11 protein-coding genes are annotated in these 14246 nt (G+C 62.3%); 5 read left to right on the plus strand and 6 right to left on the minus strand.

All coding sequences use genetic code 11. From position 1 onward, the window contains the following. Nucleotides 1-18 precede the first annotated feature (18 nt). The 6 genes from FJ977_RS26585 to FJ977_RS26610 form a co-directional block, all read right to left on the minus strand. The gene (locus FJ977_RS26585; RefSeq protein ID WP_140775119.1) at nucleotides 19-843 is read right to left on the minus strand and encodes an efflux RND transporter periplasmic adaptor subunit; all 825 of its coding nucleotides are present in this window, start codon (nucleotides 841-843) and stop codon (nucleotides 19-21) included. 4 nt (nucleotides 844-847) lie between these two features. Then, entirely contained in the window at nucleotides 848-2836 is a 1989-nt protein-coding gene (locus tag FJ977_RS26590) for a preprotein translocase subunit SecA (RefSeq protein ID WP_140775120.1), read from the minus strand. After that, nucleotides 2829-4982, minus strand: a complete 2154-nt coding sequence (locus FJ977_RS26595) for a PqqD family peptide modification chaperone (RefSeq protein WP_140775121.1) — start codon at nucleotides 4980-4982, stop codon at nucleotides 2829-2831. The genes FJ977_RS26590 and FJ977_RS26595 overlap by 8 nt, the downstream gene beginning before the upstream one ends. 1 nt (nucleotide 4983) lies before the next feature. Next, a complete protein-coding gene (locus FJ977_RS26600) occupies nucleotides 4984-6867 on the minus strand; it encodes an HlyD family efflux transporter periplasmic adaptor subunit (RefSeq protein WP_140775122.1) in 1884 nt (627 codons plus the stop codon). A 13-nt stretch (nucleotides 6868-6880) separates the two neighbouring features. Further along, nucleotides 6881-7207, minus strand: coding sequence for a DUF3467 domain-containing protein (locus FJ977_RS26605; protein WP_140775123.1), 327 nt, complete (start codon nucleotides 7205-7207; stop codon nucleotides 6881-6883). A 262-nt stretch (nucleotides 7208-7469) separates the two neighbouring features. Next, entirely contained in the window at nucleotides 7470-8765 is a 1296-nt protein-coding gene (locus tag FJ977_RS26610; RefSeq protein ID WP_140775124.1) for an outer membrane beta-barrel protein, read from the minus strand. Nucleotides 8766-8979: 214 nt separating this feature from the next. On the opposite strand from FJ977_RS26610, the gene FJ977_RS26615 reads away from it, so the two are divergent. From FJ977_RS26615 to FJ977_RS26635, 5 genes are all read left to right on the plus strand, one after another. Next, nucleotides 8980-10008 (plus strand): methyltransferase, encoded by a 1029-nt coding sequence (locus FJ977_RS26615; RefSeq protein ID WP_246683340.1) that lies wholly within the window; start codon nucleotides 8980-8982, stop codon nucleotides 10006-10008. Then, complete coding sequence (locus FJ977_RS26620) at nucleotides 10005-11441, plus strand: hypothetical protein (RefSeq protein ID WP_140775125.1); 1437 nt, start codon at nucleotides 10005-10007, stop codon at nucleotides 11439-11441. The genes FJ977_RS26615 and FJ977_RS26620 overlap by 4 nt, the downstream gene beginning before the upstream one ends. Further along, nucleotides 11434-12297: a hypothetical protein gene (locus tag FJ977_RS26625; RefSeq protein WP_246683341.1), complete on the plus strand. Its 864-nt coding sequence runs from the start codon at nucleotides 11434-11436 to the stop codon at nucleotides 12295-12297. The genes FJ977_RS26620 and FJ977_RS26625 overlap by 8 nt, the downstream gene beginning before the upstream one ends. Nucleotides 12298-12316: 19 nt before the next feature. Next, the gene (locus FJ977_RS26630) at nucleotides 12317-13255 is read left to right on the plus strand and encodes a radical SAM protein (RefSeq protein WP_140775127.1); all 939 of its coding nucleotides are present in this window, start codon (nucleotides 12317-12319) and stop codon (nucleotides 13253-13255) included. Between the two features lie 88 nt (nucleotides 13256-13343). Then, nucleotides 13344-14126 (plus strand): SapC family protein, encoded by a 783-nt coding sequence (locus tag FJ977_RS26635; RefSeq protein ID WP_140775128.1) that lies wholly within the window; start codon nucleotides 13344-13346, stop codon nucleotides 14124-14126. The last annotated feature ends 120 nt before the right edge of the window (nucleotides 14127-14246 follow it).

Below are 14246 nucleotides of genomic sequence, written 5' to 3' on the forward strand. Positions count from 1 at the left end.
TTCTCCATCAAACAGCGATCAGGGCGAGACGGTTGCCTGCGACTGCACGTCAAAATCGACCTGACATCTCTGGCCTGCCGGAATTTGGTCATCGGGATTGGGAAGTTCCAATCGAACCCCGAACGTACCGCTGGCGGCGTCGAAAACCTTGTCCACAACGGTGACCGCTGCTCCACGCCTTTGCTGGTCAGGCTGGTTGAGGATGATCGAGCCGTGAGTCCCGACGATGATCTTGCCCCACAGATCGACGGGAACATAGGCCTCGATAAACAGGGGATCGATCTGCACGATCGTCATGATAGGGCTGTCCTGGCGGACGAATTCACCGGCGCGCAGGCTCTGTTCGGCGACAAATCCCTTGATTGGGCTGCGGATGCTTTGCCGATCAAGCAGTGCCTGCTGGCGCTGAAGCTCGATCTGCGCGAGCAGTATCTTGCGCTTCTCGGTGTCGAGGTCGCGCTTGGCGATCTCGACATTGGCTTCCAGCTCCTCGACCTTCGAGGTGGCGACGGATCCTGAGTTCACCAGCTTTTTCGAGCGCGACAGATCTGCTTCGGCCAGCGTCAGCCGTGTCTGCTGCGCCTGCACGGCCTCGTCGGCCTCCGCCTGCGCCTTGGCAAGCGCGACATTGGCCTCCTCCACCGTCGATTCCAGCTTCGCCACCACGTCGCCAGGCAACACGAGGGCGCCGCGACCGACAGCGACAGACGCCAATAGACCGGTGACCGGAGTACCGATCTGGACGCGCTGCGCCGGCTCGGCGACGCAGTCGAACGTCATGGCTCTGACGGCGGTGGTGGCAACGGAAAGAAGGGCGGCTGCAACGGCGACGATTGGCTTCATTGGTTCACTCTGGACGGCCGGAGAAGGCGAGGGTGCGGCTTTGTTTCTCGTCGGAAGCCAACAGGTCCTTGCGCATGCCCGCGTGCACACGTTCGGCACGGCGCTGGGCGTGGCGCAGCAACCAGCGCGACGGCCTTTCACCGAGGATCGGAGCAGCTGCCCGGGCGAGGTTCTTGAACGCCCGGCTGGCTGCAAACTCGACAAGGGGATCGTCGAGCGACAGGATCGCCTGGAAGCAACCCGGCTGGCCTTGCCGGCCGCTGCGACCGGCGAGCTGGTCATCGATGCGGCGCGCCTCGTGGCGCTCCATCATGATGACGTGCAATCCGCCGAGTTCCTCGACGCCTTCGGCCAGATGGATATCGGTGCCGCGCCCCGCCATGCTGGTGGCGACCGTGATGCGGCCGAGTTCGCCGGCCTGCGCGACGATGGCGGCTTCCGCGCTGTCCTGCGCGGCGTTGAGAACAAGGTGAGGAAGCCCGGCATTGGCAAGATGCTCGCTGGCGATCATCGAGCAAGCCACGGAGCCTGTGCCGATCAGAACCGGCACGCCACGTGCGTGCAGCTCGGCGATGCGGTCGACCGCGAGCCCCCATTTGGCCTCTTCGTCGGGCAGTACCCGATCGATCAGGTTCTTGCGCCGCCTCGGCCGGTGCGTCGGGATCGCCACCACCGGTAGCCGATAGACATTCCAGAATTCACGGGCGACCTGACGTGCCGTTCCTGTCATGCCGGAAAGATGTGCATAGCGGCGGAAGAAGCGCTGATACGTCATGCGGGCTATGGTGGTGCGCCGCGCCGAGGGCTTGCAGCCCTCCTTGACCTCGATCATTTGGTGCAGCCCGTCGGTCCAGGCGCGGTCAGGCATCAGGCGACCGGTGTGCTGGTCGATGATCTGCACCTTGCCGTCACGGACGAGATACTCCTCGGCGCGATGAAAAAGATGCAGCGCCGACAGTGCCTGGCGTGCGAATTCCTCACGGACGATGACACCGCGCCATTCCTTGCCATGGGCCTCGGCGAACTCGGCGACACGTTCGCGCCCGGCATCGGTCAACACCACTCGCTTCTGTTCGGTCAAAAGCAGATAGTCGGTGCCCGCTTCCAGCGTGGCGGCGAGTTCCAACGCCTCCAGCGCCGCCTCTGCCGAAATTTCGCCCTTCGCTTCGCCCGAAATGACCAGCGGCGTTCGAGCCTCATCGACCAGCACGCTGTCGGCCTCGTCGACAATTGCAAAATGCAGGCCGCGCAGGCGCAATTTCTTCGAGCGTGGTGTCTCGTCCTGCAGGCCCTCGAGCTTCAACCGCAGGTTCCCGTCGCGTTGGCCGAGCACGATGCGGTCGCGCAGGTAATCGAATGCCAGTTCCTTGTTGGTGCAATAGGTGATGTCGGCACCATAAGCCGCCTGCCGTTCCTGCATCGATTGGCCGCTGACGACGACGCCGACGGACAGGCCGAGCGCATCGTAGATCGGCTGGGTGAGCTCGGCGTCACGCTTGGCGAGGTAATCGTTCACGGTCACGACATGAACCGGCATGCCGGCGAGCGCCGCCGTGCCGGCAGCCAACGCCGCCGTCAGCGTCTTGCCTTCGCCTGTGGCCATCTCGGCGAGGTAGCCGCGGATCATCGCATATGCGCCGATCATCTGGACGGGGTAGTGGCGCCTGCCGCTCAAACGCGCCGACAGCTCGCGGATGATTGCAAAACATTCGGCGACGGTTTCTTCCGGAAAGCCGCGCCTGCGCCTGAGCGACACCGACACATGCCGCGCTCGCAGGCGAAGCGCTTCGTCCGACAACGCCCGCATCTCGCCGTCGAACGCATCTGCCTTGGGCACGATATCGGCGAGCCGGCGGGCACGGCGCCCGGAGCCCGCGACGACGCCATAGGCAAGGACACGCGAGGCGAATTCATCGAGTGGCGCCCGCTTGGCATCTTCCCGTTCGGCATAGAGGATCGGCAGCGGCGGCCTGATCAGAGCGGCGTCAGACATTGAAGCGGCTCAGGAAGGTCTGGCGCACGGTGCGCACCCAGCGCCAGATCAGCGGCTCCCTGCCGTGGTCGAAGCGAACGAAGACGCGGCTGCCCAGAAGCAGATGCTCGCCTGCCCGCTGGGGGGCTATGTCGAAAACGAACAATCCTTCCAGCGCACGCGGCTTGCCGCTGGCGTCGTTTCCAGACCGCATGGCGACGGTTCCACCGCCTTCCACGGAAAGCGCCAGGCTTGGCAGATCGAACTGGGCTGCCGGAACTTCCCGGCTGATACGGGCCGGCACCGGCCTTCCGGACTCGCCCGCGTACCGGACCTCGACGCCGTCAGTGCGCGCGCGCACCAGATCGACCTCGCTTTGCGGCACGATCACGCGCAACTGCGGCGTGGCGGTCGAGACGACATAACCGACCAGGTCGCCCTGGTTGAGGAACCGGCCGGGCAGATTGGCCGCCTTTGGCAGGATGAATCGTCCCGCGTCATGGGCGCTCACCACCAGTCCGTCACGCCGCTGCTTTACCGAGGCGAGCACGCCCTCCATGTTTTTTATCTGCTCGAGCAGGACGTCCGCCTCGACGCGATCGGAAAACCGCACCGCCTCGTAACGCAGTTGCAACTCGTGCCGCTGCGCCTCGATCAGCGCGACGCGGCCGCTAATGCCTGGATCTTCCAGCCGCAGCAGCGGCGTTCCGGCCGAAACCATCGTGTCCGGCGCGGTGAGAATTTCGGTGACGATACCGGCGGTGTCGGCCCGCACTTCGGCGCGGTCCGGTATCCAGACCACACCCTGCGCCACCGTGCCGTATGGCATGGGCACGAACAGTACGAGCGTGGCGAGCCCGGCAACAGCGGCTCCGCTCAATGCGATGGCGCGACCGCGCTGGCCTTGCAGGCGTGGCGTCGTCATGAGGAATTTCAGGCCCTTGAAGATCGGCATCACCACGGTGCCGAAAACCGTGAACAGGGCGAGCAGGACGCCGATGAAGAACAGCTTGGTGGCGACCAGCAATGCGATGGTGAGGCTGAGCATTATGCGGTAGCAAAAGGACAGCACGGCGTAGCCGAACAGCCATTTGCGCTCACCCGGCGCCGAGGCCGGATTGTCGATATTCGTGATCCCCAGAAGGTAATGCTGGACGAGGTACCAGAAGTAACGATTGGCGCGGGTGCCGAGGTTGGGAACCTCGATCAGATCGGCGAAAATGTAGTAGCCATCGAAGCGCAGCAGCGGGTTGCCGTTGAAGAACAGCGTCGAGATGCCGCCGATGACCATGACGTTGAAGGCGGCGGCGCGGGCAAGGCCAGGCTCCGCGTTGACCCAGAAGATCATGGCGGCGGCGGCCAATGCGAATTCGACCATGATGCCTGCGCTGCTGACGACCACGCGGCGCCATTTCTCGCGGAAGGCGGTCGATGCGGTTGCATCGACATAGGGCGCCGGAACGAAAATGAGCAGCATCAGCCCGACTTCGTGCACCGCGCCGCCCCACGCTTTGGTGGCGTAGGCGTGGCCGGCTTCGTGGAACGTCTTGACCAGCGGGTAGATGGCGATGATCAAGGCGACATTGCCGGCGCTGAGCAGGCGATCCGATGCATCGGAGCTCAGTTCGGACCAATGAAGCACCGCCAGCGCAATGCCGGTTCCGACCAGCGCCAGCCATGCGATCAGGCCATAGATGGTGAATAGTGGCCGAACCAGCGGCATGGTGAGATCGAGCCACCGGTCAGGATCGAACAGCGGCATGCGCAGCGCCATCGGGTTGCGCAGCTTGTTGATCACCTCGTTGCGCGCCTGCTTGGCGGAGCGGTCGGTCAGTTCCTGGAAATCGGGCGGCAGCTCGCCCTGCAGAAGGTCTGAAGCGTGCAGTTCGGCAAGCAGGTGGATGGCCTCATCCTGCGTCGGCGGGTCGTCGCCGACGCGTCGCCCGACGAGATCCCATATCTCGTGCAAGGTGCGCCTGCCGTCCATGAGCGAGATCATCAGGTTGGCGGACGCCGACAGCCGGTGGAAGCGCCCGGTCTGGTGATCCTGCAAAACGTACCAGATCTCGCCGCGGAATTTCTGCCGGTGAATCTGGGCATGCCTGCGTAGCCTGACCTTCAGCTCGGCGACACGATACCAGGACGGGCTGAACAGCGACTTGGCCACGTCACGGCATCCAGCGCCAGCTTGCCAGGCGCCACCATTCCAGCACCGGCCGCGCCCATATCGAGACGAGCCGACGCTGGTCGATCGCGATCTTGGCGACGCCGATCATGCCGGGCCGCAGCCGCGGCGACGTCTGCGTCAGGCTGCCCTCTACCTGGAAGAGGTTCTTGCCGTCCTTGGCCTGCGCCACCGGCGTGATCTTGCCCACAGTCAGCTCGAAATGCTCTTCCGGCAGGGAAGCAAAGATAACCTCGCCCTTCTGGCCCTCGCTGACGTCGGCGATCTGGCGTTCGTCGACCTGCATGACGACGCGGTAATCGGTCAGCGGCGCGATCTCGTAAAGCAATTCACCGCGGCTGACCGAGCCGCCGATCCGCTGGCTGAGATCGCCGGACACGACGAGGCCATCGAACGGCGCCACGATCCTGGTGCGCCCGATCTGTTCGTCGATCAGCTTGAGCTGCGCGTCGGCCTGGTCGATCTGGCTTTTAACGACATTGATCGTGGCCGGCTGGCGGGTCGCCAGGGCCTTGTCGTATTCGAAACTGTATTGCTGCCGCTGGGTCGCCCAGCGCAGCCGCTCGAGAGCCAGTTCACGGTCTTCGAGCGTCGCCAGTTCATCCCCGGATTTCACCACATCGCCGGCCCGCGCCTTGGCCTCCTGGATGAAGCCGTCATAGGAGGAAATGATCGCGCGGCGAACCGATCCTTCGATTTGCGCGTCAGCGTTGACGCGGTAGGTGTCGGTGGCGAAATAACCAAAGGCCGCCGCCGCGGCGAGGCCGATCGCGGCGAGCTTGCGGCCGGTGTAGCCAGGCCCGAGCAGCCGCTTGATCTGCTGCCAGAGCGACTCGCCGATCTTGAAGATCAGCCAGCGGTCGTTCAGTCGTTTCTCGTTGAGAATGGGACCGATGGCGGTGGCGATCATGTCGAGGATCTGCACGATCTCAGGCTCGAAGGCATGACCGCGCCGGCGTTCGAACGTGATGGCGCCGACAAAGGCGTCGACGACGAACATCGGCACCGTCAGCACCTGGCCGTCATGCTGTAGCCGGGCGACTTCGCCGTGGGCGTGGGTGGCGATCGGCTCATCGACGCCGATGGGATAGAGGATGGAACAGCGCTGGTCGATGGCCTCGTCCATGGCCGCCCCGATGGCGCGCACGAGGCCCATCTGACGGCCGAACTGCGCGGTGTGCGAAATGGCGGCGATACGGGCCGATCCGCGGCGCGTGAAGCCGATACTGACCCGGGCGCAGTCGAAACGGATCGCGAGTTCCGTCGCGGCCGCCATGGTCGCGGGAGCAAATCGCTGGTGTTCGAGAACCGAAGCGATCAGGTCGAGCGTGGCCCGTGAACGGTCGAGCTGGCGCACATTGGTGCTGGCCCGCTGGCCGCGCAGATGGTCGCGCAGCCAGGCCGAGCCCCACTGGATCTGGCGGATGGCGGCCCGCATCGCCTCCTTGGCCTGCGACGGCTTGGCGACGGCGATCCCGACCGCAACCACTGCGATGACGGCGTCGTCGAGCAGGATCGGGAAGGCCACGGAAGGACTGGCGACGGAATCGGCGGTCGCGCCGCGTGCCACGGCACGGCGTTCGGACAGGGCCAGCTCCGTCGTGCTCTTGAGGTCTGCTGGTTCGTCGTTCGCTTCGGGCCATGCCGACAGCAGGCGCATCCCTCCACGCGCTTCAACGAGCACGATGCCCTTCGACGCGCCGGGGATCATGCTGCATTGCAAGGCAAGCCATGCGGTGGCCAGATCCTCGGACGTGCTTGCTTCGGAGAGGCGCTTCCAGAGCGCTGGCGCAAGAAGCGTCAAGGAACTGGCGGATGCGGCCTCTTCGGCCTCATCCGCATCGTCGCTTTGCGTGACCTTGGCCATTTTTCCCGGTCGCTTACTCGACGTTGAGTGACCCGTAGCGGGCCTCATGCTCGCGCAGCACGCCACCGAGCACGGTCCACAACCGTTTCGCCGCCAGGGGCGTCAGGATGATGCGATTGGACAGCTCGACAGAAACGGAGCCGCCATCCTCGACATTCCAGGTCCGGTTGGTGCCGAAGAACAGGTCGACCTGCTCCCTGGTGCCTTGAACGTTGACCACATTGGCGAAGTGGGTGGTCATCTGGTCTTCAAGCCACTGGACGCCCTTGCGCGCCGTGCCGTCTTCCTTTTTGGGTGTTGCGGGTCTTGCGGGCTTAGCGGATGCTGGTGTCTTGGCCATTTGGTCTCCCATGCCTGTCGTCGCTGCCTCGATCGCGGTCGAGAACCGCGATCGTCGAATGCGCTGCCGGTTTTTACGATTCTCGCCCCGAGAAAGGCACCGACCATCTTGGTCGACACGCCCGAGGCGGACAATAATTCAAATGGGTCGGGACCGAAAGGCGTCTTCGCAGCGCAAAGGGAGAAGCGGGAGGTAACGTTACCGCGGCCCGCGCACGGCTCGGACCGCGAAGAATCGCGTGCGAGCCGAGAGCTGGCCTGGGCTAGAAATGATAGGCGAGGCCGATCCTGCCGGTCAGCAGCGACGGCTTCAACTCATTCTGATCAAGCTGGGTGTTGGCGACGGTCAGGCCATCCACCGCCTTGGTGTACAGGCCTTCCACACGCAGGCTGAGCTTGTCTGTCAGGGCCGATTCGATACCGCCGCCGATCTGGTAGGCCGACAGCATCTTGCTGCCGCCACCGTCGAGCCCGAAGAACTCATCATTGGCGTCGGTCCACAGACCAGCAAAGCCACCCTTGGCATAGACAAGGGTTGAAGGCGTGGCGAAGTAGCCGGCGCGAGCAGTGAGGGAGAGCTCAGCCTTGACGGTGCCAAACAGCGTCGGAGCGCTCGGATCGAGCGAATTCTGCGACGGATCCTTGAAGCGTGCATCAAGGTAGTCGGCACCGGCTTCGACACCAAGCAGATAGGAAGAGCCCAGAAGGAAATTGTAGCCGGCAAAGATTCCGCCGCCGATGCTCTGCGCCCCATAGGGACCGACGGTTGCGCCTGGCACATCGACATCGAGATGCATGTTGCCGAAATTGTACGAACCATCGACGCCGGCATAGAAACCGCCCCAATTCATATCGGGTGCTGATTGGACCGGGTAGGCGGAGCCGTTCTGCGCGTTGAAGCGATAGGCCAGGCCCGCCGTCACCAGGAGATAGTGGGGATCGAAGGATTCAGCATCAGTGTTCGTGAACTTGTCGAAGGGGTGGTAATAATTCGCCTCGATCCGCCCCGTCAGATTGCCAAACAGGAAGGTTTCAGCGCCGATGCCGATTTCAGCCGCGCCAACAGTCTTGCTAACAGTGTCGAAAAAGCCTTGCTCGATATCGTCAAGCTTGATGCCGGCATATCCCAGCCGGCCATAGACCAGCGTCTGCGGCGTCACGAGGTAGCCCGCGCGACCGGATACCGAATAGATCGATTTTGCCTTGACCAGCGTTCCGAAGCCGCCGGCGGCGAAAGGCGAATAGTCGGCGTCGATTTGCGTATAGTCCAGTTCAAAACCCGCCACCCAGCGATTGCTGAACTGGTAATCGAAGCCGCCATGGACGCCGTAGGTGAAGTCCGCGGCTCCGAACTTATAATCGAGCGAATTGGGGTCCGACGGGAAGTCGTAGCCCATATTGCCGAAGGCACCACCGCCGTGCACGCCGACAAAAAATCCGGTCCACGACGGGCCGGTGGCTTCCTGGGGCGCGACGACTTGGTCTGCGGCTCGTGAAAGCGAGGTGACGGAAACGAGCGCGGCGATCGTGACCGACGCTGCAAACAGACTGCGGACCATAAAGTCACTCCCTCACCCAATGCTATTGCGACTAACACGCGGTTCTGAAATGTGTCAAAAAATTGTCCGTGGATTGGTCTCGATCCTATACACTTGCGATGTACTGTGTTGAATCTGCCACAATAGATGACGATGCCGGTGAAAATCGACGGCCTCAACTGTCGAAAGCTCTGATCGATGAGGCTGGCAAGTGGAACGTGGGCGAGGACTGGGCGTGATCAATACCGACCCGATACGGCAGGTAGACCGCTTCCTCGAAACCGAGATTGAGTCGCGGGCCCTGGCTCTCGCCTTGTCGCGTGGGCTGGTCGACCTGCTGGCTGGCCGACAATCGGCGGCTCGAAGCGATATCCATCGTTTGGCTCAGATGCCCGAGACTGCTTTCGACTTCTTTCTTCAACTGCTGGCAAGCAATGGCGTGGTTCGTGGCGAGGATCCGCTCCGCTTGACGCCCGATTTCCGCGACGCGCTGGCCCACCGTGACCTGCTGGAGGCAAAGCTCTGGTTCGCCAATCTGGTGGCGCCGGACGTTCATGGCCTTTTTGCTGAGCTGCTTTCGGATATTCCGCAGTTCATGGCGCGAGCCCAGGTGTTCGAGCTTTTCCGTTACGACCGCTGCATGGAGGTGACGCCGGAAAACCTCGCCGCCACGGCGCGATGGGTGGGCTACACCTCGACGCTCACCCGATACGAAGCGCCGGCCTGTCTCGACCGGCTGAACCTCGCCGGACACAGGAGGATCCTGGATGTCGGCGGCAACAGCGGTGAATTCGCCCGGCAGGTATGCGAGCGCAATCCGTCGATGGAAGCGACGGTTTTCGATCTGCCCGTCGTCTGCGCGCTTGGCCGGCGCCATGTTTCAGGCTCGCCACAGGCAGCGCGGATCACCTTCAAGGAGGGCGATTTTCGCCGCGACCGGTTGCCGGCCGGCCACGACATCATCAGCTTCAAGTCGGTGCTGCACGACTGGCCGCAGGACGACGCCGCCACGTTCATGCGGGAAGCCGCCGCCGCGCTCGAACCCGGTGGGCGCATGGTGATCTTCGAGCGCATGCCGATCGAGCCCGCCGGCACCAGGCTTCCCTATTCGATGGTCGCCAACCTTGTTTTCCTGCCGTTTTTTCGCAAGCCGGATTTTTATGCGGTCGAACTCGACAAACTCGGCTTTATCGATATCAGTGTCCAGTCCGTCGGGATCGAGATGCCTTTTGCGCTGATCACCGCGAGAAAGAAATGGCAATGAAGCGAGCGCCCATTGTCGCGATATCAGGCCACCCCGGCAGCGGCAAAACCTCTCTGACCAAGGCATTGCAGGATCGACTCGGCGTGCCGGCCCTGCACTATGACGACTTCGAGACCATCACCGCATCGCCGCCATCAAAGATCAGGGATTGGATCGAACGCGGGTCGAACTACGACGAGATCATGCTGGAGCCGCTGGTCCGGGAGATGATCCGGCTTGCCGAAACCACGCCACCTCCGAAATGCGTGCTGCTCGATACGCTGCTCGGGCGCGCGCACGGCGCTACCGGCGAACTGATCGACACGCTGATCTGGGTCGACACACCGCCCGACATAGCGCTGGCCCGCAAGATCGGCGAAGCAGCGGGCAGGGCACGCGCGACCCCCGGCGAAGCGCCGGCCTTCATGGGATGGCTGGAGTCTTACCTGTCGCACTACACGGGGTTCATCGCCGGTACTTATGCCATGCAACGCGAACGGGTGCGGCCCGCCGCCGATATCATCATGGATGGCCGGGCTTCGGTGGACAGGCTTGCCGAAGAGGCAGTGCTTGCGATCCTGCAGCGGTTGGACCGGTTTGCCGAGGCCGGCGACCCGAAGCGGACGCCGATCGAAGCGCAAGGCAAGCGCATGCTTTCGCTGATCGAGGATCTGAACTGCCCATTCGGGCTCGAGCGATCGGCCAAGCTTGGCGATGGCGAGATCAACGAGGATCGGTTCCTCGCCATCGTGCACAAGGATTCGCTGGGAACCGATGCCAAGGCCGGACTTCGTTCGATTGCCCGCAAGCTCTCGCTGCCGGAAGCCATGCTTGCCATGTTGTGCGAACATCTTGGCGAGGCCGAGATCGTGCATTTCGGTTACGAGGGCGGCAAGGCCGGACTGTACAAGATCTATGTCGAGTTTTCCGGACGGGTCCGGCGCGGTCTGGCCAAGGGCGCGAAACCGGTGACCGAACTGGTCCATGTCGCCGTCAAATGGCGGCCTGACGACCCGCAATCCGCCAGGGTTTCGCGCTATCTCTGGCCGGCCGAAGCACGTGGCGTCGCCGCAGTCCGGCAGCGTCTAGCCGGATTGCGCGCCAATGCTGCTGCCTTTCCCTCGGTCGATGCCGCCTTTGAGATGATCGAGGCGGCGCGCCACCATTGTCCGGACGACCGGATTTTCTTCATGGAGGTGCAGGAGGACGGATCGCCGCGGCATTCCTTCGACATCAACTTCTACTCGGCCGGTCTCCAGGTTGCCTCGGTGGAGGACACGGTCAGGCGGCTGGGGCGTGCCTACGGTATCGAGCCGGCTAATATTGATGGATGGCTTTCGCGGATCGCCGGCGAACCGCTCGGTCATCTGTCTGGCGGAATTGGACGCAATGGCCGGGATTTCGCGACGCTTTACTTTGGCGCATCCGCAAGAAAGGGCGTTGGCCGTGGCTGACTTTCTTGAGTGGACGCAGCCGGGAGACAAGCAGTTCGACTATTGCCTTTGGCCCTACAAACCGGTGGCCGCCACGGCGGGCAAGCTTCGCTCCTCGACGCTGCTCTGGCAATCCTTCGAGGCGCTTGGCGCTCCGCCCCTGCTGAACGACATGGTGCGCGCGGTGCAGGGCGAAATCGGTCCGTTCCGGACCGTGTGGGGCGTCAAGCAGAAAGGGAGCGATTTCAGCTGGGAGCTCTATTTCTACGACTACGAGCGCCTTGAGCGAGAAGTCTCGATAGAAAGGGTGCTGGCAGCGTTGGCGCCCTATGCGCCGTCGACGCTCGCCTTGTCGCCGAAGCGCCCCTATTTCATGTTCTCGCTCGATCTCGATGCCGCACTTGGCGAGCGGAAGCGCGGGATCGAAGAGATCAGTGTCTATCTCGGCAATCCGAGCAGCGTGGTTTCCTCCGGGCTCTGCTACCAGCTCAGCCCGTCCGGCTTGCGCTTCGACAACCTTTATTATTTCTTCGACGCCAAGGATGACTGGGAAGATATTGTCGGCAAGGTCGCGGCGTCGGCGCATCTAGACCTCGACGGCCTCGATATCTCCTCCATCCTGTGGCCGGAACTCTGCGACTGCGGCATCATCGTCGTTGCCAACAAGAAGTATAATGACGGTGTTTATTTCTCCCGGATACGCATCGACCAACTGATCTGGTTCGTCGGCAGGCTAGGCTATCCCGACGCTATACAAGCCTTCCTGACCGCCAATAAAACCCGGCTCGACCACATGCTCTATGATGTCGGTATCGATTACCGTATGATCGGCGGCAGGCTGGAAATTCTCAAGAGCGCCTATTACGGCGTTCTGTAGATTTTCTCATGGGCGCGTGATGGCAATCTACGATCATAGCAAATACGTCTCGCTGACGATGGAGTTCCGCTGCAACCTCAAATGCGTGCATTGCATGATCGAGGGCACGATGGATCGCCTTGCGCCCGAGAGCGATGACACCTTCCGTGAGTTGCTCGCCCACAACAGCCGCACCCGGCAATGGACTGGGCTCATCCTCACCGGCTCGGAGATCACACTTCGCCGGGACCTGCCGGACCTGGCTCGCCAAGCACGTGCCGCCGGCTTCGACCATGTCCGCATACAGACGCACGGCATGCATCTGGGCCGCCGGGCGTACAGTGAGAGCCTCGTTGAGGCGGGCGTCGATGAATTTTTCGTGAGCGTCGCCGGAAGCGACGCCATGACCCACGACACGATAACCACGGTCAAAGGTTCGTTTGAGAAGACGGTACGCGGATTGGAGATCCTCGACGAATATCCGGGCGTCGCGACAATCACCAATACTGTCGTAACTGAAGCCAGCTATCGATTGTTGCCGGCTGTTGTTGACAGGCTTGCGCATCTGAAGCGGCTTACGCAGATGGAATTCTGGCTGTATTGGCCGATGGCCGAGACCGACGAAAAAGGCCTGGCCGCCAACCATCTGGACGTATTGCCCTACCTGAAGGAAGCGGCGCGCAAAGCGCGCGCGCACGGCCGTTCGGTGGAGATCAAGAATTTTCCCGAGTGCCTGCTCGGCGACGATTCTTTACTTCTGGTTAACGATCAGCCGCAACTTTACATCGACCCTGCCTTCTGGGACGAGTTTGCGAAAAACGGCTTCTATCAGTGCCCCTACAGGGACAGTTGCGCGTCAACACAATGCCTTGGCCTCAACAGCGCTTATGTCAAAAGATATGGCGATCACGCAGATCGACTGGTCCCGCTGATCAATTCTTCAAAAGAAGCTGTTGCCCTTGCGGAAACCATCGTCTAGTTTCCTAATTAAGGGTTTCCTTAATGTTTTTTGGACGGGGGCCGAACGGGATCGTTCGGTTGCTTTTTTGTGCTGATACGGGTGGGGAATGGTAAAGCAACTTTTAATATATGAGCGGGCGGTACCGGTATCACGCCAAAGCCATGGCGACTTGTCCGTCAAGACCGGCAACAATTTTGCTTTCGCCAGGCAGGTTAACTCGGTGCCGTTGATGGCCGCCGAGTTTTCCGGTGCCGCGGCCGAATATGCCGTGGTTTTCGCGGGCCAGGGCGAAAGTATAATTCCGGTGGTTCTTCTCGGTGTGCGCGACGGCGAGAATCTCTTTGTCAATGAGGACGGATCCTGGGGCGGGCGCTATGTCCCGGCGTTCCTGCGCCGCTATCCCTTCGTCTTCTCGAGCACCGATGACGGTGCGAATTTCACGCTTTGCGTCGATGAGGAATTCGAAGGCTGCAACCGCAAGGGGCGCGGCGAGCGGCTGTTCGACGGCGACGGCGAACGCACATTGTACCTGCAAAACGTGCTTGGTTTCCTGCAGGCCTATCAGGTGCAGTTCCAGCGCACCCAGGCGCTGACCAAGCGCCTCAACGATCTCAACCTGTTCGAAGCGATGCAGGCGCGCTTTACGTTGCGCGATGGCAAGACGCTGATGCTGTCGGGGTTTTTCGCGGTCAACCGCGATCGGCTGAAGGCGTTGTCTGGCGATCAACTGGCCGAGCTTGCCAGGGCCGATGACCTGGAACTGATTTATTTGCATCTGCAGTCAATGCGCCATCTGTCGGCGACGGCCGAGCGCATGGGAGCGGGAGCGGTCGGGGTGAAAGATGAAGCGCCCGAGCCGGAAACTGCTCCGGAGCCTGCGGACGCATGACTTGAAGGAGGGCGCATTCAATGCGCCCTTTTTCGTGACTGGGCATGGAAATGGGCAGGGAATTTTGGGGCGTTCCGCGCGGTTCATTGAGATGAGCGCGCGAGCGGGGGGTAAGCGAAG

The sequence above is a fragment of the Mesorhizobium sp. B2-1-3A genome, from assembly GCF_006442655.1.
In the GTDB taxonomy this organism is placed as follows: Bacteria; Pseudomonadota; Alphaproteobacteria; order Rhizobiales; family Rhizobiaceae; genus Mesorhizobium.

Bases quoted from the DNA above. Each gene is read 5' to 3' on its own strand.
- FJ977_RS26585 (WP_140775119.1), bottom strand. From the start codon at position 843: ATGAAGCCAATCGTCGCCGTTGCAGCCGCCCTTCTTTCCGTTGCCACC.
- FJ977_RS26590 (WP_140775120.1), bottom strand. From the start codon at position 2,836: ATGTCTGACGCCGCTCTGATCAGGCCGCCGCTGCCGATCCTCTATGCC.
- FJ977_RS26635 (WP_140775128.1), top strand. From the start codon at position 13,344: ATGGTAAAGCAACTTTTAATATATGAGCGGGCGGTACCGGTATCACGC.
- FJ977_RS26630 (WP_140775127.1), top strand. From the start codon at position 12,317: ATGGCAATCTACGATCATAGCAAATACGTCTCGCTGACGATGGAGTTC.
- FJ977_RS26620 (WP_140775125.1), top strand. From the start codon at position 10,005: ATGAAGCGAGCGCCCATTGTCGCGATATCAGGCCACCCCGGCAGCGGC.
- FJ977_RS26605 (WP_140775123.1), bottom strand. From the start codon at position 7,207: ATGGCCAAGACACCAGCATCCGCTAAGCCCGCAAGACCCGCAACACCC.
- FJ977_RS26600 (WP_140775122.1), bottom strand. From the start codon at position 6,867: ATGGCCAAGGTCACGCAAAGCGACGATGCGGATGAGGCCGAAGAGGCC.
- FJ977_RS26610 (WP_140775124.1), bottom strand. From the start codon at position 8,765: ATGGTCCGCAGTCTGTTTGCAGCGTCGGTCACGATCGCCGCGCTCGTT.